This is a genomic window from Roseomonas sp. CCTCC AB2023176, from assembly GCF_042259275.1.
Classification (GTDB): Bacteria; Pseudomonadota; Alphaproteobacteria; order Acetobacterales; family Acetobacteraceae; genus Roseomonas.
The window spans coordinates 5,012,283-5,035,084 of sequence record NZ_CP170086.1 but is presented as its reverse complement, the minus strand read 5'-3'; the positions used below and the strand labels follow the sequence as shown (position 1 = coordinate 5,035,084).

Genomic DNA, 22,802 nt, shown 5'->3' with positions numbered 1-22,802 from the left:
GCAACCGGGCCGCCGCGGGTCAGGCGATGAGGATGGCGCGGAAGTCGTTCACGTTGGTCAGGGTGGGCCCTGTGACGACGAGGTCGCCGACCGCCGAGAAGACGTCGTGGCTGCGGTGCGTCGCCAGGGCCATCCGCGGGTCCACCCCTGCGGCGGCGGAGCGCGCGAGGGTGTCGGGGGCGGCGATGGCGCCGGCATTGTCCTCCGACCCGTCGATGCCGTCGGTATCGCCCATCAGCGCCCAGATGCCGGGATGGCCGGCGAGGGCAACCGCCGTCCCCAGCAGGCATTCCCCGCAGCGTCCGCCGGCGCCCTTCGCCGATCCCAGCGTCACCGTCGTCTCCCCGCCGGAGAGCAGGACGGCGGGGGCCGCGAGCGGAAGCCCGTGAGCGGCGACCGAGCGCGCGATGCCCGCGAGGACCGTCCCGACCTCCCGCGCCTCTCCTTCGAGGGCGTCGCCGAGGATGAGCGGAGTCAGGCCTTCCTGGCGCGCCGCGGCGGCGGCGGCTTCCAGCGCCATGCGGGGTGTCGCGATCAGGCGGTATTCGGACCGGGCCAGGCGCTGGTCGCCGGGCTTGGGCGTCTCCGCCTCGGCGCGGTCGAGATGGGCGCGGACTGCGTCGGGCAGGGCGATGGCGTAGCGCGCGATGATGGCTCGGGCGTCGGCGAAGGTCGTGGGATCAGGGACCGTCGGGCCGGAGGCGATGACGGCGGGGTCGTCGCCCGGCACGTCGGAGATCGCGAGGGTGACGACCCGCGCCGGATGCGCGGCCGCCGCGAGCCGCCCGCCCTTCACCGCGGAGAGGTGGCGGCGGACGCAGTTCATCTCCCCGATCGTGGCGCCGCACGCGAGCAGGGCGCGGTTGACGGCCTGCTTGTCGGCGAGCGTCAGGCCCGGCGCGGCGAGGGCCATCAGCGCGGAGCCGCCGCCGGAGATGAGGGCGAGGACGAGGTCGTCCTCCGTAAGGCCCTGCACGAGGTCGAGGTTGCGACGCGCCGCCGCTTCCCCCGCCGCGTCGGGGACGGGGTGGGAGGCCTCGACGACCTCGATACGGGCAGTCGGGTGGCCGTGGCCGTAGCGGGTGACGACGAGGCCGGTGAGCGGGACCTCGGGCCAGGCTGCCTCGACTGCGGCGGCCATGACGGCGGCCGACTTACCGGCGCCGACGACGACGACGCGGCCCCGGGGCTTCTCCGGCAGGTGGCGCGCCAGCACGACGCGCGGATCGGCCGAGGCCACCGCCGCGTCGAAGAGGCGGCGGAGGATTCGGCGGGCTTCGGCGTCGGTCATGCGGCGATCATCGCCGCCGACGCGAACGCCGCAACCCGGGCAGGGCGGGTTACTCCGCCCGGATTCCCGCTTCGCGGACCACGGGGACCCAGAGGCCGACCTGGCGCTCGATGAAGGCGCGGAAGGCCTCGGGCGTGCCGCCGACGATCTCTGCGGCCTGGGCGCGCTTGAGGTTGGTCTGCAGCTCCCCGTCGGCGAGCATCCGGCCGAAGACGTCGTTGATCCGCGTCGTGAGTTCCGTGGGCAGGCCGGCCGGGGCCAGGATGCCGTGCCAGACCGAGACGTCGAAGCCATCGAAGGTCGCGGCGACGGTCGGGACCCCGGGCAACACCTCGACCGGCCGGGCCGAGGCGACGGCGAGCGCCTTGGCCTGGCCTTCCCGAATGAAGGGCGCGCCGCTCGAGACGGTGGGCGCGCCGATGTCGCCCTCGCCCTTCACGATGGCCTGCATGAGTTCCGCGCCGGACCGGTAGGGCGTGTGGAGGAAGCGCACGCCGGCGCGGCGCTGGAGGAGCTCGGTCGTCAGGTGGCTCGGGTGTCCCGCGCCGGGATGCGCGGCGATCACCGCTTCCGGCCGGACCTTGGCCGCGGCGATCATGCCCGCAAGGTCGGAGTAGGGCGCGTCGCGCTTCGCGAGCACGACGATCGGCAGGTTCACGAGGTGGATGACCGGCGTGAAGGCCCGCAGCGGGTCGTAGCCGACGCCGCGGACAAGTTCGCCCGCGAGGACATTGGCGCCCATGTCGCCCATCAGCAGCGTGTAGCCGTCCGGCCGGGCCTGCGCCGCCGCCGTCGCGCCGATCGTGCCGCCGCCGCCGGCCCGGTTCTCGACGACGAGGCTGCCGCCGTTCGTCGCCGCGGCGAAGCGCTGGGCGATGAAGCGGGAGAGGGTGTCGATGGCGCCGCCCGGGCCGAAGGGGACGATCAGCCGTACGGGGCGGCTGGGCCACTCGCCGGACTGGGCGCGGGCGATGGCAGGAGCCGCCAGCCCGGCCGCGATGATGGTGCGGCGTTGGATCGCCATGGCCTGTTCCTCCTTCGGCGCCATTCTCGCGGGCGGCGCTGCGGCAGGTCTAGCGGGCCGCCGTGCCCCGTGACAGCACGCCGTAACAGCACCCCGTGACGGCACCCTGCGGCGGCAGGACGGTCAGGCCAGGCAGCGCACCGAAGTGTATTGGCGGATCTGATCGTCGGTCAGCCGCGCCGCCCCGGCCGGCGTCCAGCCGAGCCGCACGTCCATCCGTGCATCATTGGCGAGCGAGTAGCCCACGGCGCTCGTCGTGCTCGTCGCGCCCGGGGCGGAGAACACGACACGGAAGCCGCGCGGGCTCACGTCGCGCGTCCGGATCGTCGCGGTGTAGAGGAAGCCGCCGCCCGCGCCGTTCGGCGTGCGCGCCTGGAGGCTGGAGGAGACCGAGACGATCTCGAAGAAGCCGGCGTCGACGCAGTCCCGCTCCGTCGGCGTGCCACCGCGGGCGAGGGCGGGGCCGGCGATGAGGATGGCCAAGGCGGTGGCTGCTGAGATGCGACGGAACATCGGAACCTCCTGCGTGGTGCGGGGAGTGTGCGCAGGCGCCCCGGGTTCCTTCCAATCCGTCCTGCCGATCCCGGCGATAGGTTGACGCCCCGCCGCCACTGCCCGACCACGCGGGGCAGGAGGACCCGCATGCGCCGTCACCGAATCGCCGCCATCCCTGCCGACGGAATCGGGAAGGAGGTCATCCCCGCCGGCCTGCGCGTGCTGCAGGCGCTGGCCGAGCGCGACGGCGGCTTCGCATTTGAGATCGAGACCCTGCCCTGGGGTAGCGACTTCTACCGGCAGACCGGGCGAATGATGCCGGAGGAGGGGCTGGAGATGCTGCGCGGCTTCGATGCGATCTACTTCGGCGCAGTCGGCGACAAGGACCTGCCGGATGACATCACCCTCTGGGGCCTGCGGCTCCGGATCTGCCAGGGCTTCGACCAGTACGCGAATATCCGACCGACGCGCGTCCTGCCCGGACTGACTTCGCCGCTGCGCGGGGTGGAGCCGGGCGACATCGACTGGGTCATCGTCCGCGAGAATTCAGAGGGCGAGTACGCCGGCCATGGCGGCCGCGCCCACCGCGGGCACCCTGAGGAGGTCGCGACGGAGGTCGCGATCTTCACGCGTGCGGGCGTCGCGCGGATCATGCGCGTGGCCTTCCGGATCGCGCAGTCCCGGCCGAGGAAGTTGCTGACCGTCGTGACCAAGTCCAACGCGCAGCGCCATGGGATGGTGCTGTGGGACGAGATCGCGGCAGAGGTCGCGCGCGACTTCCCCGAGGTGACCTGGGAGAAGGAACTGGTGGACGCCATGGCCGCGCGGATGATCCGCCGCCCGGCCTCGGTGGACACGGTCGTCGCGACGAACCTGCATGCGGACATCCTGTCGGACCTCGCGGGGGCGGTCGCGGGGTCTCTCGGCGTCGCGCCGACGGCGAACCTCGATCCGGAACGCCGGGCGCCATCGATGTTCGAGCCGATCCACGGCTCGGCCTTCGACATCGAGGGGAAGGGCGTGGCCAACCCCGTTGCGACTTTCTGGACCGGCGCGATGATGCTGGAGCACCTGGGGGAGGGGAGGGCGGCCGCGGCGCTGATGGCGGCGGTGGAGCGGGTCTGCGCGGACGGGGTGCTGACGGCAGACCTGGGCGGCACGGCGACGACGGAGGACGTGACACAAGCCGTGATCGATGCGATCCGGGGCGTGAACGCGGCCTGACGCGGGGCGTACGGGGCGGCGACGTAGTGCGGGCGCGGACAGGGGCCGTCACCGGCACCGCCTGTCGGCGCACCCGATTGGCCCACCCGGTTGGCCGACCGTGCATCCAGATTGAAGCGCCCCGGCGGCGGTCGTAAACCCCGCTCATGTCCGATCCGCTGACCGCGCCGTTGACCTACGACGTGCCTGTCCGCCTCGTCGCGCCTGCCAGTGCGGAGCAGTCGGACGAGACGCTCCAGCGCGTCGGGATCCGGGTCTACCCGAGCCTGTGCAAGGCGGTGCGGGTGGCCATGGCCCTTCCCGTCACGTCGCGCCCCAACGTCTTCATCGATTGGACACCGCAGGACGGCTGGCCGGCGACCCTGACCTACCCGACTATCGCGGCGATCGCGCGCCGGGCCGACTTCCCGGTCTGACCGGCCGCCGGGAGGGAGCCCCCATTCCCGCTGTCGCGCCGGCCTGAACCGCGCCAGGATGCGGAAAACGCGTCCCGGAGGAACGACCGTGCCCCAGACCACCCGTCGCGTGCTCCTGGCCGCGCCGCTTGCCCTCGCGGCCCCCGCAGTGCGGGCGCAGGGGGCTTTCCCTCCCGCACCGTCACCGTCGTCGTGCCCTATGCCGCGGGCGGCCCGACGGATGTGGTGGCCCGGCTGGTGGCGGAGGGCATGGGGAAGGACCTCGGCGTTGCCGTGGTCTGCGAGAACGTGACGGGCGCCGGCGGCACGCTCGGCGCGGCGCGCGTCGCGACGGCGCGGCCGGACGGGCACACGCTGCTGATGCACCACATCGCCATGGCGACCCACGCCACGATCTATCGCCGCCTGCCTTACGACGTGGAGCGTTCCTTCGCCCCGCTCGGCCTCGTCTCCGACGCGGCGATGACGATCATCGCGAAGCCCGACTTTCCGGCAGATGACCTCGCTGGGCTGATGCGCGTGATCCGGGAGCGCGGGGACCAGTTGAACCTGGCGCATTCCGGCGGCGCGAACTTCCTCTGTGGGCTCCTGATGCAGGACGCGGCGGGGGCGGAGATGACGCCAGTCGTCTTCCGTGGCTCAGCGCCGGCGATCACCGAGATCATCGCGGGCCGGGTGGACATGATGTGCGACCAGGCCACGAACACGGTGCCCTACATCCGCGACCGGCGGATCAAGGTCTTCGGCATGACGCTCGACCGCCGCGCGGAGGGGCTGGACATGCCGACCACCGCCGAGGCCGGCTTCCCGACGGTGCAGATGAGCACGTGGCACGGCCTCTACGCCCCCGCCGGCACGCCGGAGGAGGTGCAGGTGCGCCTGAACGCCGCCATCCGAGCCGCGCTGCGGGAGGAGCGGCTGCGCGCCCGCTTCGCCGAACTGGTGACGGAAGTCGCGCGGCCCGAACAGGCGGACCGCGGCTATCACCGCCGCTTCCTGGCGGAGGAGGTCGCGCGGTGGCGGCCGATCATCCAGAAGGCGAATGCCTATGCGGATTGATCGTCGGAGGTTAGCAGGACTTCGACTGCCCGGATGAGGCGGTCGGCGAGGTCCAGGGCGTCCCTGGCGTCGTCGAGGTTGGGCGCTATCCCACCGAAGTAGTCGGCGTGAATCTTGAACTCGTAACCGCGCCCGAGGAAGGTTCCGAACTCGGCCGGCAACTCCGACAGTTCACGGATCAACCTCGCGAGTTCCGTGCGTGTTCCGGCATGTGTCTTCGGTCCCTCTCCCGTCCGACGGACGATGTACGCCCACGCCGCATGGAAACCGGCGAGATAGGCCTCACGTCCAGCAGCGTCGGCGATGCCGTTCGCCAGCAGCCCGCCCTGTCCTCACGTGGTGACGAGCCCGTGCGATGCCATCCAGCGGCTCGATCAAAGGTCCACGCCGTCCCGCTGGATCTCGTCCATGAAAGGACTCCAGGTCCGGTACTGGTCGGCGGGGAACGGCTTGGCGGAGACGTCCGCACCGGTATCCAGCAGGATGCCCGTCGTGATCCGGGCCAGGGGTTCCAGTTCCGGCCAGAGCCTCGTGAAGCCGTGCAAGAAGACCGCGACGTCGTAGTCGCTGTGCGGGCCGTGGTCACCGCGCGCGCGGGATCCGAACAGGATGATGCGTTCCAGACGTGGTCCGTAGAAAGCGCGGGCTTCCCGCGCGAACCGCCGCAGCACGGGGTCCGCCAGCGCGGGATGCGCCGTCTCCGCCGGTGCCGTGCCCTGATCCGTCATGGCCTCCGCCGTGCCGCCATCCTGGCGCGGCCCTTCCCTGCTGCCTACATGGGCGGGCGAGAGGGACATTTCACCATGACCGACATTCCCGACGCCACCCGCACCGAACTGGAGGCCGCGGCCTTCCGCCGCCTGGTCGCCCACCTTCGGGATCGGACCGACGTCCAGAACATCGACCTGATGAACCTGTCGGGGTTCTGCCGGAACTGCCTGTCCAAGTGGTACCGCGCCGCGGCGGAGGAGCGGGGCCTGCCGCTTTCAGACCCCGAGGCGCGGGAGATCATCTACGGCATGCCGTACAAGGAATGGCAGGCGCGCCACCAGAAGGAGGCGACGCCGGAGCAGAAGGCCGCCTTCGCCATGGCGAACCCCGGGCCCTGAGGCGCGCTTGAAGGGCATCGCGGAGAGCCTCGCGCTCCCGCTCGGCCAGCTCGGCGATCGCGGCTTCGTGGGGCCGCTGCTCGGCGGCTTCGGGGCGGCGGTGGTCGCCTTCGGCCTGCTGACCTGGGGCGCGGATGCCTGGGTGGCGTCGCTCGCCGGGGGGACGGGGTGGCTCGCCACGGCGCTCGGCGCGCTCGGCGGGCTCGCGGTGATCGTCGCGGCCTATTGGCTCTTCGTGCCCGTCACGATCGCGCTCGCGGGCGTCTTCCTGGAGGCGACGGCTGCGGCCGTGGAGCGCCGCCACTACCCAGGCCTACCGCCGGCGCGCGGCGCGTCGCTCGCCGCCCAGGCCTGGTTCAACATCGGCCTCGGCGCGAAGGTCCTGCTGCTGAACCTCGTCCTGCTGCCCGTCGCGCTGGTGCTGCCGCCGGTCGGCGCGGTCCTGTTCTGGTTCGTCGCCGCCGTCTTCCTGGGGCGTGGGCTCTTCGAGGGCGTGGCCCAGCGGCGGATGACGGTCGCGCAGGCCCGGTCGCTGCGGCGGGCGCGCAACCCCGCCGTCATGGCGATCGGCGCGGTGCTTGCCACCATGTCGCTCGTGCCGATCCTCAACCTGCTGCTGCCGGTCTACGGCACCGCGGCGATGACGCACCTGCTGCATCGCGGGCCGGCGGGACCGCTCACCGGACCGGTGACGTGACGAGTCCGCGGCGTGTCCTGCGCGTCCTTCCCGGCACCGCGCCCCCGCGGTAAGACCGCCGCCTTTTTCCGAGGGGATCAGGGGACATGTCGGATGCGGTCGCGCGGGAGCGCGCGGAAGTCGGCGTGAAGGAACGCGCGAAGGAGGAGGATACGGAGGTCGGCGGGATCGCGGCCGACCGCCTCCGCAGCATCATCGAGCGCGTCGAGCGCCTGGAGGAGGAGCGCAAGGCGCTGGCCGGCGACATCAAGGACATCTTCACGGAAGCCAAGTCGGCCGGCTTCGACGTGAAGATCATCCGCCAACTCATCCGCATCCGGAAGCAGGAGCCGGCCGAGGTGGAGGAAGCGGAGACGCTGCTCGACCTCTACCGCCGCGCCCTCGGCATGTGAGGGGGGCATTCGAGGGGGCATGTGAGGCGGCGGCAAGTGAGGCGGCGGCAAGTGAGGCGGGAGCGAGTGAGGCGCGCCGCGGCGCTCCCGCTCGTCGCGCTGCTCGTTGTCTCCTCCCTGGGCGGGGGCACCGCGCGGGCGGCGGAGCGCCGCTGCGGCTGGATGGTCAACCCGACGCCCGGGAACCATTGGCTGACCGATCGGGACGGCACCTGGATACTCTCTGCCCAAGGGAACGAGGGCGCACCCGGCATGGAGGACATGCCGGACATGACGACGCGCGGCTGGGTCCGTACGAACGGCAACCACGGCTACGGCTGCGCCTGCCTCGACATGGACGTGGACCGCAAGGCGATGCGCGTCGCGCGGGTCTATCGCGCGGAGCCGCTGCCGCTGTCGCGCTGCCAAGCCGACCCGGCGCTGCCCCGGCCCCAGCAGGGGAGCCTGGGTCCGGATCCGGGGTAGGGGAGCCTCAGTAGAGGCTCGCCACCTTCGCCGCGTGGCGTTCCAGCACGAGGCGGCGCTTGACCTTCATCGTCGGCGTCAGCAGCCCGTTCTCCACGGTGAAGGCTTCGACCGCTGTCCACTTCCGCAGGCGTTCGATGCCGGACAGTTTTCCGTTCACGCGCTGCACCGCCTTCTCCGCGTCCGCCCCGTCCGCCGGCACGACGAGGGCGACGAGGGCCGGCTTGCCCTCGCCCGCGATGACGGCCTGGGCGATCTCGGGCTCGGCCATCAGAAGGCCCTCGATCTTGGCGGGGGAGACCATGTCGCCGCCGAGGGTCTTGATGAAGTCGCGCATCCGGTCGGTGATGGCGACTCGGCCGTCCTCCGCCATGCGCGCGACGTCGCCGGTGTGGAGCCAGAGGCCGCCATCGGGCTCGGCCGCGAGCGGCTTGAGGGCGCGGGCCGTCGCCTCCGCGTCGTTCCAGTAGCCGTCCATCAGCAGGTCGCCGCGGACGGCGAGTTCCCCGCCCTCGGTCAGGCGGGCCTCCACGCCGAAGACGGGGCGACCGACGGTCCGGCGGTCGTTGTCCCAAGGCAGGTTGACGGAGATGACGGGGCCCGCCTCGCTCTGGCCGTAGCCCTGGATGATCGTGATCCCGAGCGCCATGAAGAAGCCGGAGAGATCAGGGTCCAGCCTTGCCCCGCCCGAGACCATGAAGGCGAGGCGCGAGCCGAAGCGCGCGCGGACCTTGCGGCGCACGAGGCGTTCCAGGGCGAAGTCCTGCGCCTTCTCCAGCAGCGAGAGCGGGGGCCCGTCGAGCCGCCGGAGGCCGAGGGCGACGGCGCGGTCGAAGAGGGCACGCTGGTAGGGTTTCGCCTTTTCCAATCCCGCAAGAATGCGGCCGCGCAGCACCTCGAACAGGCGCGGCACGGTCGTGACGACGTGCGGCTCGACCTCGGTGAACTCGGCCGCGATGCGGTCGGCGCCGCGGGAGAATACGATCTCGATCCCGTAGGAGGGGAAGAGGAAGCCGCCGACCGTGTGCTCGTAGGAATGGGAGAGCGGCAGGAAGGAAAGGTAGCAGGCCCCGCTCCAGAGCAGGCCTGCCTCCCGGATCAGGGGCAGGACGCCGGCGCGGTTCGCGAGCAGGGCGCGGTGGGGCAGCATCACCCCCTTGGGCGAGCCGCCGGTGCCGGAGGTGTAGATCAGGCAGGCCAGTCGGCCGGGCGGGATTTCGCCGACCTCCGCCATCAGGGCCGACAGGTCGGCGGGGGTGGCGAGCAGCGTATCCCAGGCCGTCGCGCCGTCGCAGGCCTCCATGCAGATCATCAGGTCGAGGCCGGACCCGCCCGCCGCTTCCCGTACCCGCGCGGCGAGGCGGGCAGTTGAAACGATGGCGGTGCGCGCGCCGGAGTCGCGCAGGACGTGACGGTGGTCCGAAGGCGTGTTCGTGACGTAGGTCGGGACGGTGATGGCCCCGATCGCCATCACCGCGTTGTCCGCGATGAGGAAGTCCGGCCGGTTCTCGCTGACCAGCAGGACCCGGTCCCCCGGCGAGACCCCCGCCGCCCGTAGCCCCGCGGCGACCGCGGCGACGGAGCGCGCGAACTCGCCCCAGGTCATGCGCTGCCAGGCGCCGTCCCGCCAGAACCGGGCAAGGGGGGCATCGGGGTGCCGCGCCGCATGGCCCAGCATCATCTGCGGGAGCGAGTTCCAGCTCTCCTCGCCCGCGTGCGGGTCCCTTGCCATCGATCCTCGCCGTTCCCGTCCCTGGTGGCAGGCGGCCTTGGCCGCCCTCCTTCGGGCCTTATATCGGGGGCTGATCACGTCAATCCGCAAGGCGCCCTGCCCGCATGACCTCTTCTTTCCCCATTCGGGCTTTCCCGGTCCGGGACGCCGAACGGCCCGGCTCATCCTCCGCCGTCGCGCTGCCCGAATGGGACCTGTCCGACCTCTACGCCCGCCCGGATGACCCGCGCCTGGCGGCCGACCTGGACCGGGCCGAAGCGGAGGCGCGGGACTTCGAGGCCTCCTACGCCGGCAGGCTGGCGACCCTGTCGGGCGATGCCCTAGCGGGGGCCATCGCGACCTATGAGCGGATCGAGGAGGTGCTGGGGCGGGTCATGTCCTACGCCCAGCTCCTGTTCAGCGGGAACGCGCAGGATGCTGCGAACGGCCGCTTCTACCAGACGATGGGGGAGAGGGTGACGGGCATCGGCTCCCACCTGCTCTTCCTCACGCTCGAGCTGAACCGGCTCGAGGACGACCTGCTGGACCGCCGGATGTCGGAGAGCGCGGCGCTGGCGCGCTACCGTCCCTGGCTGCGCGACCTCCGCGTCTTCCGCCCACACCAGTTGAGCGACGAGGTGGAGAAACTGCTGCATGAGAAGGAGGTGACGGGCCGCTCCGCCTGGAACCGCCTTTTCGACGAGACGGTCGCGCACCTGCGCGTCCCCGTGACGCGGGACGGGAAGGAGGAGGCGCTGACCGTCTCCGCCGCGCTGAACCTGCTGTCGGACCGGGACCGCGCGACGCGGGCTGCCGCGGCGCAGGGCGTTTCGAAGGTCTTCGCCGACAATGCCCGGCTCTTCGCGCTCATCACCAACACGCTCGCGAAGGACAAGGAGATCGTGGACGGGTGGCGGAAGTATCCGCGCCCCGGCTCCTCCCGCAATCGCGCCAACATGGTGGAGGACGAGGTCGTGGACGCCCTCGTCGCCGCGGTGGTCGAGGCCTTCCCGCGCCTTTCGCACCGGTACTATGCGATGAAGGCGAAGTGGCTCGGCCTGCCGAAGCTGCAGCATTGGGACCGCAACGCGCCCCTGCCTGACGACGCCGATACCTCCATTGCCTGGAACGAGGCGCGGGACCGCGTGCTGGCGGCCTATGGCGCCTTCTCGCCGGACCTGGCGACGCTCGGGCGCGACTTCTTCGAGAAGCCCTGGATCGACGCGGCGCTGCGCCCGGGCAAGGCCTCCGGCGCCTTCGCGCATCCGACGGTGCCGTCGGCTCACCCGTACCTGCTTGTGAACTATCACGGGAAGGCCCGGGACGTGATGACGCTGGCGCATGAACTGGGTCACGGCGTCCATCAGCGTCTCGCGGCCAAGCAGGGCTACCTGATGTCCGGCACGCCGCTGACGCTGGCGGAGACGGCGTCCGTGTTCGGGGAGATGCTGACCTTCCGCGCCGTGCTGGATGCGGAGAAGGACCCGGCCCGCCGCCGCGTCCTCCTCGCCGGCAAGGTGGAGGACATGCTGAACACGGTGGTCCGACAGATCGCCTTCTACCGCTTCGAGACGATGCTGCACGACGAGCGGCGCAAGGGCGAGCTGTCGCTGGAGCGCATCGGCGAGATCTGGATGTCCGTGCAGACCGAGAGCCTCGGCCCGGCCTTCGAGTTCACGCCGGACTACAACGTGTACTGGGCTTATATCCCGCACTTCATTCACTCGCCCTTCTACGTCTACGCCTATGCGTTCGGGGATTGCCTCGTGAACGCGCTCTACGGCGTGTACCAGGACGGGGCGGTGCCGGACTTCCAGCGCAAGTACCTCGACCTGCTGCGCGCGGGCGGGACGCTGCGGCACAAGGAATTGCTCGCGCCGTTCGGCCTGAACGCGTCGGATCCGAAGTTCTGGCGCCGCGGGCTCGACGTGATCGCGGGCTTCATCGACGAACTGGAGCGCACCGGTGGCTGACGCCGATCGTGGCAACACGCTGTTCGGCGAGATCCGCCGGATGGCCCGCACGTCGGGGGCCGTCGGCGGCATCGCCGCGCGCGTGGCGGGGGAACGTTTCCTCGGCATCAAGACGGACAAGTCGGCGCATGCGGAGGACCTGAAGGCCATCCTCGGGGGGCTGAAGGGCCCGCTGATGAAGGTGGCGCAGTTCCTCTCGACGATCCCGAACGCGCTGCCGGAGGAGTATGCGGAGCAGCTCGCGTCGCTCCAGGCCAATGCCCCGCCGATGGGGTGGGCCTTCGTGCGGCGCCGCATGGGCACGGAACTCGGCCCGAACTGGGAAAAGAGCTTCGCGGAGTTCGGCCGCGAGGCTGCCGCGGCCGCCTCCCTCGGCCAAGTGCACCGTGCGACGATGCACGACGGCACGCGCGTCGCGTGCAAGCTGCAATACCCGGACATGCCGAGCGTCGTGGAGGCCGACCTGCGGCAGCTGCGGCTGGCCATGAACCTCTACGCCCGCATGGACGGGGCGATCCAGCACGAGGACATCTACGAGGAACTGGCCGAGCGCCTTCGCGAGGAGATGGACTACCAGCGAGAGGCGTCGCAGATGCGTCTTTACGGCGCGATGCTCCGCGACACGCAGTCGGTGCACGTGCCGACGCCGGTGGATCAGCTTACGACGAAGCGCCTGCTGACGATGTCCTGGCTCGACGGCCGCTCCATCCTGACGCGCCTGTCCGAGGAACCGTCGCTCGAGGAACGGAACGCCTATGCCCGCGCCCTGTTCATGGCGTGGTACGTGCCGCTCTACCGCTACGGCGTCATCCATGGCGACCCGCATCTCGGCAACTACCAGGTCCGGCCGGATCAGGGCGGGATCAACCTGCTGGATTTCGGCGCCATCCGAGTCTTCGGTCCGAAGTTCATCACCGGAACCCTGACGCTCTATGAGGCCGTGCGCGACGGCGACATGGACAAGGCACACCATTCCTTCGAGCTCTGGGGCTTCAAGGGCATCACGCGGGAGCTGATGGAAGTGCTGCTCCGCTGGGCGCGGTTCCTGTACGAGCCGCTGCTGCAGGACCGCGTTCGGCTGATCCAGGAATCCGACGACCCGGCCTTCGGCCGCAAGGTCGCGGAGGAGGTCCATGCCGGCCTCAAGCGCGTCGGCGGCGTGCGACCGCCGCGGGAATTCGTGCTGATGGACCGCGCCGCGGTCGGCCTCGGCAGCGTCTTCCTGCGCCTGCGCGCGGAGGTGAACTGGCACGACCTCTACCACGAGCTCGTGCAGGGTTACCGGGAGGAGGACCTGGCGGCACGGCAGTCCGCCGCGCTGCGCGACGCCGGGGTGCCCGGCGCCGCCTGACCCGCTACGCCGGCGCGACGCCTTCGACGAACATCACCCGGGACCGCGTGCTCTCCAGCCGCAGGGCGAGGAGTGGCGCGTAGTCCGGGCTGTCGTAGAAGGTGCGCAGCGCGTCGAGCGACGGAAACTCCAGCACCACGCAGCGATCGAAGCCGAGGTCGTCCTCGACCGGGTGGATCGTCCCGGCACGGACGAGGAAGCGGCCGCCGAACCGCTCGACCACCGGTCCGACGCCGGCCCGGTATTGCTGGTACCGGTCCATGTCGGTGACCGTGACGTTCGCGATGAGGTAGGCGGCCAAGGCATCTCTCCTGCGGGTCGGCCTCGCCCAATTGCGCCGGCCATCATTCCCGCGCGCGACCCTATCACGTCCCCGGAAGCACGGACCGGCCGCCCCGGCCGCCTCCGGCCATGGCCCGCGCGATGTCGTCCCGGACCGCCGGCACGCGGCGGTAGTACTGGTGGCTCGTGTCGATGCCCTGTCCCGGACCGTCGTCCCGGACGGCGCTGCAATCCACCAGACGGTATTGCGGCGGCGGGTAGGCCGTGGCGTCGGTCCGGTCGATGGGGCCGTCGCGGCCCAGCCGCTGCTGGCGGTTCACGACCTGGCTCAGGCGGAGGATGTCGTCGGCGGTGGACGCGTACTGGGTGACGCGCGAGGCCAGGGCCCTCAGGTTACGAAGGAAGGGCGGCCCCGCGCCGTCCTCGGCGTGTTCCGTATCGGCCGCGGCGAGGAAGACCTCGTCGAAGAGGGGAGGGCCGCCGACCAGGCCCGACACCGCCGCGCGCAGGACCCGGTGACCCATGCTGTGGACGAGCAGGAACACGCGCCCGCCCGCCGCGCGCACCTCGTCGGCGATCGGCCGCAGCCCCGACAGGATCCGGACGGCATCCGGTCCCGACGCGTCGGCGGCCGCCTTGTCCGCGACGTAGCCATTCGTCAGCGGCGATGCCAGCGCGCCGGCCAGAATCCCCGCAAGCGTCACCGGCAGCAGGAGGATGCCGCCGAGCACGTCCTTCTCCCGCACGACCGCGCCGCCCGACGGCCAGCTCAGGCATAGGACCGTGCAGTCCGCGGCCGCCTCGCCGCTCGCCGCGAGGAACTCCCGGTTGAAGGCGGCGCGCGTGACGCTGTCGGTGAAGCTGTTGGCGAAGCCGTGGATGAAGACGAGGAGGTTGCGCCCGCCCGCGATGTCGTCGCCCACGGCGCTGGTGAAGGACCCGCGCCCCACCTTGTCGAGAGCGAGGATGTGGCCCGCCGCGAGGTTCGGGATGTCGGTGCCCTCCACCATCGCCATGCCGAAGGTCAGGCCGGCGGGGCCGGTCGTCGGGCCGGCCTCGCCCGCGTAGTCGCTGGGATCGAGCCCGTTGCCCGTGACGCGGCGGTTGGTGGCGAAATAGACGGTCGTGTGCACGGTCCGGCCCCGGCCGATGGACGTGGGCGGTAGCCTAGCCTGCGCCGGCCTGCGCCATGAAAGCCTTTTCGGCCGGCGGGCCGCCGGTTGAGTGCTTCGCCCGGGCGCCGTGTTGCCGGCCGAGCGGCCCGTCACACGGGCCGCAGGACCTCGACCAGCATGACCCGTGGTGCTGCGGCGAGGTCGCGCCGCATCGCGGCCGCATCTGTCCAGCGCGCGCCCCGCGGCAGGCGGGCGGCCTCGCAGGCCAGGGTGACCTCCGAGTCGCGGAAGGGCCAGGGATCCAGCCGCCACGAACCCGGCGCGCCGATTAGCGTCAGCGGCACGGTACCGCCCTGCGCCAGGGGCGCCTCCCCCGCGTCGGGGCCGAGCGCCGTCCCGCTGCCGAAGCACAGCGCCAGCGACAGGGCGTCCGCCGCGGCCAGCAGCGCGCCGTTGCCTTCGACCTGCGCCGCGGAAGCCGCCAGCGCCGCCGCCCAGCCCGCCTGCAAGCGTCCCTGTTCCGCGACGTAGCGCGAAGCGGCGAGGGCATCCTCCGACCCCGGGCGGTGGCGGTCGGCGAAGCGGGTATAAATCAGCGACCCGTGCCGCGAGATCAGCAGCGCGGGCCAGAGGCCCCAGGAGGCTCGTGCCAGTTCGACACCCCGTGCCCACATCGGCGCGTGGACATGCGCGCCGACTTGGCGGAACTCGTGCGGCCGTCCGGTTGCCGCGTCGAGCGTCGGCTCGGCCTCCCACGGCATCCAGGCCACGTCGTGCTGCCAGGCGGCCAGGATCACGGCGGGTGCGGGATCGGGCCGCCAGAAGCCCGGGGCCCCCAGGCCGCGGCGATCTGGCCGGAGAGCGAGGCATGCGCCGGCTGGGGGATGAAGAGGGTGCCGTCGCCGTCGTCGCGGAAGAGCATGGCCGCAGCCTAGGAGCGCCCGCGCCGGTGATCCAGGGCGCAGGGCTCCGAACGGGTGCCATGCCGCGCGACGCTGCCGGCCGTCGTGGAGGAACCGGCCGTCGCGGACCGGCCGGAGCTCGGATCGGTGCGCGGCCCGACCCGGCCCGGGAAGCGCCGATGTCGTTCCGCTCCGTGCGGCCCAGGCGGGCAGTGGCGCGGACCGCTGGTCGGAGTTCTGACAGGGGCACAGGCACCCGCGATCGCGCTTGGCCTGGGCTCGGACCCGCTGTTCGGCACAAGGTGGGCGTGGTGGGCGCGCCTTGCGCGACGCGCACCCCTCCCGCATGTTGCGCCGCGACGATGCCGCAACGGCGGCCGCCTTCCGTCCGGCGCCCCTGACCCGTTGCGCCGATCCGGCGACGCCGCGACGGTCGGGCCGGGGACGGCAGTGCGGCGGTGCGTCGCCCGGAGGAACGCAATGCGTCTGGCAGTATTGAAGGAACGCGCCGCGGCCGAAACCCGCGTCGCCGCGACCCCCGAGACGGTGAAGCGCTACGCGGCGCTCGGCCTAGCCGTCGCCGTCGAGGCCGAGGCGGGCCAACAGGCCGGAATTCCCGATGCCGCCTTCCGGGACGCTGGGGCGGAGATCGCGCCGGACGCCGCGTCCGCCGTCAACGGCGCGTCCGTCATCCTCGCCGTCCGCCCGCCGGACGTGCCGCTGCCCCGGGGCGCGTTGCTCATCGGGACCCTCGGCGCCGACGCGGCCGCGGCGGCCGCCTACGCCGCGGCGGGCGTCGATGCTGTTTCGATGGAGCTTCTGCCGCGGATCACCCGTGCGCAGTCCATGGACGTCCTGTCCTCCCAAGCGAACCTTGCGGGTTACCGCGCGGTGATCGAGGCCTCGACGGCCTTCGACCGCGCCTTCCCCATGCTGATGACGGCGGCCGGCACCATCCCCGCCGCGAACGTGCTTGTCATGGGCGCGGGCGTCGCGGGGTTGCAGGCCATCGCCACGGCGCGGCGCCTCGGCGGCCGGGTCTCGGCGACCGACGTGCGTCCCGCGGCGAAGGAGGAGATCAAGTCCCTCGGCGCCGCCTTCGTCGGCTACGAGGACGAGGAGTCGCGCCAGGCCCAGACCGCGGGCGGCTACGCGAAAGCCCTTTCACCCGAGTTCTACGCCAAGCAGGCCGAGGTCATTGCCGGCGCCATCACGAAGATGGACATCGTGATCTGCACGGCGCTGGTGCAGGGCCGCAAGGCGCCGACGCTCGTGACCGAGGCGATGGTGCTGTCCATGAAGCCCGGTTCCGTGATCGTGGACATCGCGTCCGATGCCGGCGGCAACTGTGCGCTGACGAAGCCGGGCGAGGTCTTCACGTCCCCCAACGGCGTGAAGATCCTGGGCCACCGCAATTGGCCGGGCCGCATCCCCGGCGCGGCTTCCGGCCTCTACGCCAAGAACCTTCTGACCTTCCTGACCACCTTCTGGGACAAGGACGCGGCGGCGCCGAAGCTGCCGGCCGAGGACGACATCGTCCGCGGCGTGCTGCTGACCCGCGGCGGCGCCGTGGTCCACCCGAACTTCGCCCCCGCCACCTCCCCTTCCTCTTCGAACCTGGCCGCCTGACGATGAACGCCACCGACCTCGCCAACCGTGCGACGGAGACCGCCAACCAGGCGCTCTCCCTCGCCGACCAGGCCCGCGCCGCGGCGATCGCCGCTGCGCCGGCGATCGACTCCGCCGCAGCCGCCGCGAACCCCTACCTGCTGCTGCTCACGATCTTCCTGCTCGCCTGCTTTGTCGGGTACCACGTCGTCTGGTCGGTGACGCCGGCGCTGCACTCCCCGCTGATGGGCGTCACCAACGCCATCTCCTCCGTGATCGTGGTCGGCGCGATGCTCGTCGTCGGGTTGGCGGACTCCACGCTGGCGCGGGTCTTCGGGTTCCTCGCCGTCATCCTCGCCGCGGTGAACATCTTCGGCGGCTTCCTCGTGACGCGACGCATGCTCGCGATGTTCAAGGGCAAGGGCTGAACCGGTGTCGCACACGATCTCGACCCTCGCCTACCTCGTCGCCTCCGTCCTCTTCATCCTCGCCCTGCGCGGGCTGTCGCACCCCACCACGTCGCGGCGCGGCAACATGCTGGGCATGGTGGGCATGGGGATCGCGATCCTCGCGACCCTCGCCCAGCCCGGAATGAAGGGGTCGGGCATCGCGCTCATCATCGCGGGCCTCGCGATCGGCGGCGGGGCAGGGGCCTACATCGCCAACCGGATCCAGATGACGCAGCTGCCGCAGCTCGTCGCGGCCTTCCACTCGCTCGTCGGCATGGCGGCGGTCTTCGTGGCGGCGGCGGCGCTCTACTCGCCGCAGTCCTTCGGGATCGGCACGCCCGGGCACATCCACGCGCACTCGCTCATCGAGATGTCGCTGGGCCTTGCGATCGGTGCCATCACCTTCTCGGGCTCCGTGATCGCCTTCGCGAAGCTGGACGGGCGCATGTCCGGCGCGCCGATCACCTTCCCGCGCCAGCACCTGCTGAACGCGGTGCTCGGGGTGCTGCTTCTGGTCCTGGTCGTCGCCTTCGTCTCCAGCGGCAGCCCCGTCCTGTTCTGGATGATCGCGATCCTGGCCTTCGCGCTGGGCTTCCTTCTGATCATCCCGATCGGCGGGGCGGACATGCCGGTCGTCGTCTCGATGCTCAATTCCTATTCCGGCTGGGCGGCGGCGGGCATCGGCTTCACGATCGGCAACCTGCTGCTGATCGTGACCGGCGCGCTTGTCGGTGCCTCCGGCGCGATCCTGTCCTACATCATGTGCAAGGGCATGAACCGCAGCATCATCAACGTGCTGCTCGGCGGCTTCGGGGGTGAGGCCGCGGCGGCCGCAGGCCCGGGCGGTGCCGCCCAGCCGGCGCGGCCCGTGAAGTCGGGATCGCCGGAGGACGCGGCCTACATCATGAAGAACGCGTCGAAGGTCATTATCGTGCCGGGCTACGGCATGGCAGTGGCCCAGGCGCAGCAAGTGGTGCGGGAAATGGCGGACCTCCTCAAGAAGGAAGGCGCGACCGTCGAATACGCCATCCACCCCGTCGCGGGCCGCATGCCCGGCCACATGAACGTCCTGCTGGCCGAGGCCAACGTCCCGTACGACGACGTGCACGAGCTGGAGGAGATCAACCCGGAATTCGCGGAAGCCGACGTCGCTTACGTCATCGGCGCGAACGACGTCACCAACCCCGCCGCGAAGACCGACAAGTCCTCCGCGATCTACGGCATGCCGATCCTCGACGTGGAGCGCGCGAAGACCGTCTTCTTCGTCAAGCGCGGCATGGCCGCGGGCTATGCGGGTGTGGAGAACGAGTTGTTCTTCCGCGACAATACGATGATGCTCTTCGGGGACGCGAAGAAGGTCACGCAGCAGATCGTGCAGGCTCTCCAGGCCTGACGCCGGCCTGCGCCGGTCCGGCTTGCGATCCTGTTCGTGTTCTGCGCGTGGCTCCGGGAGCCTTTGCCTCCGCGGCCCTCCGCCGGGGGGTGAACGCACCCCCCGGACCCCGCCTTCTGTTCAACGTCCCCGGTTGAGACCCCCGAAATCGGGGAGGCTCAACCGGGACGTCCAGTACGGATCGCGGTTCACGGGCGCGGTCGCCGCTGGTGGGAGAAATCCGGAGGGAGCGAAGAACCCTCTCTGTGGTCGCCAGCACCACACCGACACGATGGAGGTCAGGACGACGGCCCCGACCTCCGCCAAGAGCCGGCGGTCCCGCCCCGGAGGAGCACCGTCGCGCTACCTGCCCGGTGAAACCCGAACGCGCGGGCGACTGGCCGCTGCTCCGTCACGGCCAGGCCTCTCCACGGCAAGGCGCCGCGCCACCTCTGCCTCCAGCATCTCCAGGCCCGCATCTCGCAGGCCCCTGGCCCGCAGCGCCGCCGAGGCGTCCAGAAGATACGCGGCCGCCGTCCCGTTCGGCCCCCGCGCCCGGGCCAGCCGGTCGGCAACCGTCCCGACGGGCAGGCGCCCGGCGTAGAGGGGGTGGCCCCGCTTGGGCAGGAACGTCGCGGCGCGGACCGGCGCCCCGCTCGGCAGCATGATGCTGTCCACCCAGCCCGGCTCGTAGAAGCCCGGCGCCATCTCCCGCTTCCAGGCCGGCCATAGGCGGTCCCGCAGTCCCTCGGCCGGCAGGTGCAGCAGGACCCCGGCGCAGGAGGACACGGCGCCTTCCGGTCCCTTTTCCACGGCCGGCGTCAGCCCCGGCGCTTCCCGTGTGCCGCGATCCGACACGTCGTAGAGCGAATAGGCTCGCACGTGGCCCGCCACCTTTGCCCCGGCCACGATGTCCGGCGATGCCGCCTCTGGCTTCGCCATGAGCGTCCCGTAGGCGAAGAGCCACAGACCCCGCCCCTCCGGATAGCCGTGCAGGAAGACCTGCAGCTCCGCCTTGAGGTGCGCCTCATCGGGGCTACCGACGCCGGCCAGTCCGGGGACAGGGGTCGCCGGAGGCAACGAGGCCCGCGCGATCAGGTCGTGGGTCAGGCTCTGCATGATGGCTCCACGGCTCCCCTCCGCGGGCCAACGCGCGCCGTCGCGCTTCGTTCCCCGCCCGCCCCGGATGACAACCGAACGGAACGGTGAAGCGCCGCCCTGGGTGCCGGTGCGACCTGGCCGGTGCGGCCGTACCGGGTCCGGGGCGAGCCTAGCCCGCGACGGCAGCGTTCAGGATCGTCCCGTCCCCCGCCTGCAGGATCACCGCAAGGCGCTCCCCGGGTGGGGACGGCGCGTCCAGCACCACCTCCTCGCCCCGCCACGCGCCGGCGCGCCGCAGACCGCGCACGACGTTGACGTGGGTCAACCGCCGGCCCGCATTCTCACCGCGCCCGACCTCGGTGACGTGGCGCGCGTCGTAGCCGATGAGCAGGACGTCCCCCGCGCCGGCGCCCTGGCCCAGCCGCACCGTGGCCATGTCGTCGTGTCGTTCGAGTCGGACGGAGGGGCCCGGCGGCACCTCGGAGGCCGCACGGATCGCAGCCAGCAGGGCGGCGCGGTCCGAGCCCACCGCATCCTGCCGCCCCTGCACCACGGCCTGAGGCGTGAAGACAGTACCGGCATAGCGTGAGCCGCGGAGCAGCGGGGCGTAGCGCCGCTGCCGCTCCGTCGCTTCCTCGAGGGAGAAGGGATCGCGCCAGCCCAGGCGATTCCAATAGGTCACGTGGAAGGACAGCGGCAGGACCTCCGGCCGCGTCGCCGCCAAGTCGAGCAGAAAGGCGTCGGCAGGCGGGCAGGAGGAGCAGCCCTGCGAGGTGAAGAGCTCGACGACGATGCGCCGCGCCGGGGCCGGCGAGACCGCGCCGGAAGCCCGGGCCTTGACGGACAGCAAGGCCGGGGACACGGCCAGGACCGAGCGGCGCCGCATGCCCGCCTCCTCTGACGATGCAAGGGGTTTCGCCGGAGGCGCGCGGATGGTTAGCCGGAAGGTTCCGCGCCCCGAAAAGCAGGAGCCGCGAACCGCAGGGCCTTCACCCCGCGCCGCGGCTCGAACCTTTCCGGGTCGGATCGCCGCCGGCGGGCCCGTCGGGCCGCGGCGGCGCGTCTCTCAGAAGCCCTCGCGCTCCAGGCGCTTGCGCTCAACCTTGCGGGCGCGGCGCACTGCCTCGGCGGCCTCACGCGCACGGCGCTCGGACGGCTTCTCGAAGTGCCGGCGGAGCTTCATCTCGCGGAACACGCCTTCACGCTGAAGCTTCTTCTTCAGGGCCTTGAGCGCCTGATCAATGTTGTTGTCACGAACGACGACCTGCACGCGGTGCCATCCTCCTTCGGATTGCGGTTGCACGGATGACCCCGGCGGACGAGTCCACCGAGGCAAGCCCTGGCGTCTAGCACGCCCCTTCCGCCGAACGGAAGCGACAAGATGCCGGGCCGGTGGAGCAGCGGGCAGAACATCGCCTGCCGCCCCCCGGTTTCACGCGCCTCGCATTCCAGGCACAACCCGTGCCATGGCCATTCTGAAGATCAGCCGCCTCGGCCACCCCGTGCTGCTGCGGCGCGCCGATCCCATCCCCGACCCGGCGGCGCCGGAGATGCGGCGGCTCGCCGCGGACATGGCGGAGACGATGCTGGACGCGAACGGGCTCGGCCTGGCCGCGCCGCAGGTCCACATCCCGCTTCGCCTGTTCGTCATGCGGCACGAGAACGCGGTGATCGCCTTCTTCAACCCTGAATACTCCGCCCTGTCGGAGGAGACGGAGCCGGGCTGGGAGGGCTGCCTTTCCATTCCCGGACTCCGCGGGGAGGTACCCCGGTTCAAGCGGATCGCCTGGACCGCCCAGGACGTGGAGGGGCGTCCGATCCGCGGCGACGCCGAGGGCTTGGCCGCCCGCGTCATCCAGCACGAGACCGACCATTTGGACGGCATCCTCTATCCCATGCGGATGCCCGACCTCTCCCGCCTCGGCTTCAACGAGGAACTGGCGCGGCACGATCCGGCGACCCAGCGCATGCCGGGCGATCCCCGGCCGGCGCCGGGGCGATGACGGCCCTCCCGGAACGCGATGCGACACCCAGGTCTGGAGCAATGACCATCGAACGCTCCCCCGAACGCGACGCGGCAATTCGTGCCGCCCTTCCGCATGTCCCGGTCCTGGGCTGGACGGAGGCCGCGCTGGCGGCCGGGCTGCGTGACATCGGGGAGGACCCGATGGCCCATCTCTGGCTTTTCCCGCGCGGCCCGCTCTCGGCGGCCGAGGCCTGGGTGGACCTCGGCGACCGCGACATGGCGGAGGCTGCGGGTGACCTGTCCGGACTTCGGATCCCGGGGCGCATCCGCCGCCTCGTCGCCATCCGCCTGGATCAGGCGGAGCCGCACCGGGACGCACTGCGGCGTGCCCTCACTCTCCTGGCACTACCCTGGAATGCCGGCATCGCGGCCCGCACCCTGGCGCGGACGGCAGATGCGATGTGGGCGGCCGCGGGGGACAGCTCCGCCGACTTCTCCTGGTACACGCGACGCGCCTCGCTCGGTGTGGTCTATGGCGCGACCCTGGCCTTTTGGATCGCCGGGCGGGACACGGAGGAGGCGCTCGCCTTCCTCGATCGCCGCCTCGCCGGCCTCGCCGGGTTGCAGCGCCGCCGCGTCGCCTGAGGTGTCTCGCGGCCCGATGCGCCCCGGCCCCATGCCCAGCGCCGAGCACCACCGGGCGGGACGCGCCCTGGCCGCCCTGCCCTCCGATGGTGGATGCGCAACGCCCCGCAAGACGCTGTCGCAACGAAAGGAATCGGTGACCGAAACCCGCGTGC

Annotated in this window: 25 protein-coding genes and 1 pseudogene; 14 read left to right on the top strand and 12 right to left on the bottom strand. The window is 71.6% G+C overall.

Features of this window, described 5'->3' with window-relative positions:
* Nucleotides 1–19 precede the first annotated feature (19 nt).
* From ACE7GA_RS25240 to ACE7GA_RS25230, 3 genes are all read right to left on the bottom strand, one after another.
* Nucleotides 20–1,291 carry a glycerate kinase gene (locus tag ACE7GA_RS25240; protein ID WP_376093285.1) on the bottom strand — a complete coding sequence of 424 codons (1,272 nt, stop codon included), beginning with the start codon at nt 1,289–1,291 and terminating at the stop codon, nt 20–22.
* Nucleotides 1,292–1,340: 49 nt separating this feature from the next.
* Nucleotides 1,341–2,315, bottom strand: a complete 975-nt coding sequence (locus ACE7GA_RS25235) for a Bug family tripartite tricarboxylate transporter substrate binding protein (protein WP_376093282.1) — start codon at nt 2,313–2,315, stop codon at nt 1,341–1,343.
* Nucleotides 2,316–2,438: 123 nt separating this feature from the next.
* Nucleotides 2,439–2,828, bottom strand: a complete 390-nt coding sequence (locus ACE7GA_RS25230) for a hypothetical protein (RefSeq protein WP_376093279.1) — start codon at nt 2,826–2,828, stop codon at nt 2,439–2,441.
* Nucleotides 2,829–2,957: 129 nt separating this feature from the next.
* On the opposite strand from ACE7GA_RS25230, the gene ACE7GA_RS25225 reads away from it, so the two are divergent.
* From ACE7GA_RS25225 to ACE7GA_RS25215, 3 genes are all read left to right on the top strand, one after another.
* Nucleotides 2,958–4,034, top strand: a complete 1,077-nt coding sequence (locus ACE7GA_RS25225) for a tartrate dehydrogenase (RefSeq protein ID WP_376093276.1) — start codon at nt 2,958–2,960, stop codon at nt 4,032–4,034.
* A gap of 146 nt (nt 4,035–4,180) precedes the next feature.
* The gene (locus ACE7GA_RS25220; RefSeq protein ID WP_376093273.1) at nt 4,181–4,450 is read left to right on the top strand and encodes a hypothetical protein; all 270 of its coding nucleotides are present in this window, start codon (nt 4,181–4,183) and stop codon (nt 4,448–4,450) included.
* Nucleotides 4,451–4,642: 192 nt separating this feature from the next.
* Nucleotides 4,643–5,509: a tripartite tricarboxylate transporter substrate-binding protein gene (locus tag ACE7GA_RS25215; protein WP_376093270.1), complete on the top strand. Its 867-nt coding sequence runs from the start codon at nt 4,643–4,645 to the stop codon at nt 5,507–5,509.
* Here the strand turns inward: ACE7GA_RS25215 and ACE7GA_RS25210 are convergent.
* The gene (locus ACE7GA_RS25210; protein WP_376100522.1) at nt 5,497–5,826 is read right to left on the bottom strand and encodes a HEPN domain-containing protein; all 330 of its coding nucleotides are present in this window, start codon (nt 5,824–5,826) and stop codon (nt 5,497–5,499) included. The genes ACE7GA_RS25215 and ACE7GA_RS25210 overlap by 13 nt on opposite strands.
* A 57-nt stretch (nt 5,827–5,883) precedes the next feature.
* The gene (locus tag ACE7GA_RS25205; protein WP_376093267.1) at nt 5,884–6,306 is read right to left on the bottom strand and encodes a nucleotidyltransferase domain-containing protein; all 423 of its coding nucleotides are present in this window, start codon (nt 6,304–6,306) and stop codon (nt 5,884–5,886) included.
* A gap of 6 nt (nt 6,307–6,312) precedes the next feature.
* On the opposite strand from ACE7GA_RS25205, the gene ACE7GA_RS25200 reads away from it, so the two are divergent.
* The 4 genes from ACE7GA_RS25200 (at nt 6,313) to ACE7GA_RS25185 (ending at nt 8,172) form a co-directional block, all read left to right on the top strand.
* Nucleotides 6,313–6,618 carry a DUF1244 domain-containing protein gene (locus tag ACE7GA_RS25200; protein WP_376093264.1) on the top strand — a complete coding sequence of 102 codons (306 nt, stop codon included), beginning with the start codon at nt 6,313–6,315 and terminating at the stop codon, nt 6,616–6,618.
* Nucleotides 6,619–6,625: 7 nt separating this feature from the next.
* Nucleotides 6,626–7,315 carry an EI24 domain-containing protein gene (locus ACE7GA_RS25195; RefSeq protein ID WP_376093261.1) on the top strand — a complete coding sequence of 230 codons (690 nt, stop codon included), beginning with the start codon at nt 6,626–6,628 and terminating at the stop codon, nt 7,313–7,315.
* An 86-nt stretch (nt 7,316–7,401) separates the two neighbouring features.
* On the top strand, nt 7,402–7,707 hold the full coding sequence (locus tag ACE7GA_RS25190) for a DUF2312 domain-containing protein (protein WP_376093258.1): 306 nt from the start codon (nt 7,402–7,404) through the stop codon (nt 7,705–7,707).
* 66 nt (nt 7,708–7,773) lie between these two features.
* Complete coding sequence (locus ACE7GA_RS25185; RefSeq protein WP_376093255.1) at nt 7,774–8,172, top strand: DUF4087 domain-containing protein; 399 nt, start codon at nt 7,774–7,776, stop codon at nt 8,170–8,172.
* Between the two features lie 7 nt (nt 8,173–8,179).
* Here the strand turns inward: ACE7GA_RS25185 and ACE7GA_RS25180 are convergent, their stop codons facing one another.
* Nucleotides 8,180–9,904 carry an AMP-dependent synthetase/ligase gene (locus tag ACE7GA_RS25180; RefSeq protein ID WP_376093252.1) on the bottom strand — a complete coding sequence of 575 codons (1,725 nt, stop codon included), beginning with the start codon at nt 9,902–9,904 and terminating at the stop codon, nt 8,180–8,182.
* 104 nt (nt 9,905–10,008) lie between these two features.
* Between ACE7GA_RS25180 and ACE7GA_RS25175 the strand changes: the two genes are divergently transcribed.
* Nucleotides 10,009–11,856 (top strand): M3 family oligoendopeptidase, encoded by a 1,848-nt coding sequence (locus ACE7GA_RS25175; protein ID WP_376093249.1) that lies wholly within the window; start codon nt 10,009–10,011, stop codon nt 11,854–11,856.
* On the top strand, nt 11,849–13,207 hold the full coding sequence (locus tag ACE7GA_RS25170) for an ABC1 kinase family protein (protein WP_376093246.1): 1,359 nt from the start codon (nt 11,849–11,851) through the stop codon (nt 13,205–13,207). Before ACE7GA_RS25175 ends, ACE7GA_RS25170 begins: the two co-directional genes overlap by 8 nt.
* A 4-nt stretch (nt 13,208–13,211) precedes the next feature.
* Here the strand turns inward: ACE7GA_RS25170 and ACE7GA_RS25165 are convergent, their stop codons facing one another.
* The 3 genes and pseudogenes from ACE7GA_RS25165 to ACE7GA_RS25155 form a co-directional block, all read right to left on the bottom strand.
* Nucleotides 13,212–13,508 carry a DUF1330 domain-containing protein gene (locus tag ACE7GA_RS25165; protein WP_376093243.1) on the bottom strand — a complete coding sequence of 99 codons (297 nt, stop codon included), beginning with the start codon at nt 13,506–13,508 and terminating at the stop codon, nt 13,212–13,214.
* Between the two features lie 64 nt (nt 13,509–13,572).
* Entirely contained in the window at nt 13,573–14,622 is a 1,050-nt protein-coding gene (locus ACE7GA_RS25160; RefSeq protein ID WP_376093240.1) for an alpha/beta hydrolase, read from the bottom strand.
* 131 nt (nt 14,623–14,753) lie between these two features.
* Nucleotides 14,754–15,526, bottom strand: a pseudogene (locus tag ACE7GA_RS25155) (DUF3891 family protein).
* Nucleotides 15,527–15,986: 460 nt separating this feature from the next.
* Here ACE7GA_RS25155 and ACE7GA_RS25150 point away from each other — a divergent pair.
* From ACE7GA_RS25150 to ACE7GA_RS25140, 3 genes are read left to right on the top strand one after another with little or no spacing between them, the layout of a single operon-like run.
* Nucleotides 15,987–17,135, top strand: a complete 1,149-nt coding sequence (locus tag ACE7GA_RS25150; protein WP_376093237.1) for an NAD(P) transhydrogenase subunit alpha — start codon at nt 15,987–15,989, stop codon at nt 17,133–17,135.
* Nucleotides 17,136–17,137: 2 nt separating this feature from the next.
* A complete protein-coding gene (locus ACE7GA_RS25145; protein WP_376093234.1) occupies nt 17,138–17,542 on the top strand; it encodes an NAD(P) transhydrogenase subunit alpha in 405 nt (134 codons plus the stop codon).
* Nucleotides 17,543–17,546: 4 nt separating this feature from the next.
* A complete protein-coding gene (locus ACE7GA_RS25140; protein WP_376093231.1) occupies nt 17,547–18,956 on the top strand; it encodes an NAD(P)(+) transhydrogenase (Re/Si-specific) subunit beta in 1,410 nt (469 codons plus the stop codon).
* A gap of 342 nt (nt 18,957–19,298) precedes the next feature.
* Here the strand turns inward: ACE7GA_RS25140 and ACE7GA_RS25135 are convergent, their stop codons facing one another.
* The 3 genes from ACE7GA_RS25135 to rpsU all read right to left on the bottom strand — a co-directional run bounded on the left by ACE7GA_RS25135 (nt 19,299) and on the right by rpsU (nt 21,306).
* Entirely contained in the window at nt 19,299–20,054 is a 756-nt protein-coding gene (locus ACE7GA_RS25135; protein ID WP_376093228.1) for a gamma-glutamylcyclotransferase, read from the bottom strand.
* 151 nt (nt 20,055–20,205) lie between these two features.
* On the bottom strand, nt 20,206–20,922 hold the full coding sequence (locus ACE7GA_RS25130) for a DUF1223 domain-containing protein (RefSeq protein ID WP_376093225.1): 717 nt from the start codon (nt 20,920–20,922) through the stop codon (nt 20,206–20,208).
* Between the two features lie 180 nt (nt 20,923–21,102).
* Nucleotides 21,103–21,306 carry a 30S ribosomal protein S21 gene (rpsU, locus tag ACE7GA_RS25125; protein WP_043829268.1) on the bottom strand — a complete coding sequence of 68 codons (204 nt, stop codon included), beginning with the start codon at nt 21,304–21,306 and terminating at the stop codon, nt 21,103–21,105.
* Between the two features lie 196 nt (nt 21,307–21,502).
* Between rpsU and def the strand changes: the two genes are divergently transcribed.
* Both def and ACE7GA_RS25115 read left to right on the top strand, forming a co-directional pair.
* Nucleotides 21,503–22,039: a peptide deformylase gene (gene def / locus ACE7GA_RS25120; RefSeq protein WP_376093222.1), complete on the top strand. Its 537-nt coding sequence runs from the start codon at nt 21,503–21,505 to the stop codon at nt 22,037–22,039.
* A 41-nt stretch (nt 22,040–22,080) separates the two neighbouring features.
* A complete protein-coding gene (locus tag ACE7GA_RS25115; protein WP_376093219.1) occupies nt 22,081–22,647 on the top strand; it encodes a COQ9 family protein in 567 nt (188 codons plus the stop codon).
* Nucleotides 22,648–22,802 lie beyond the last annotated feature (155 nt).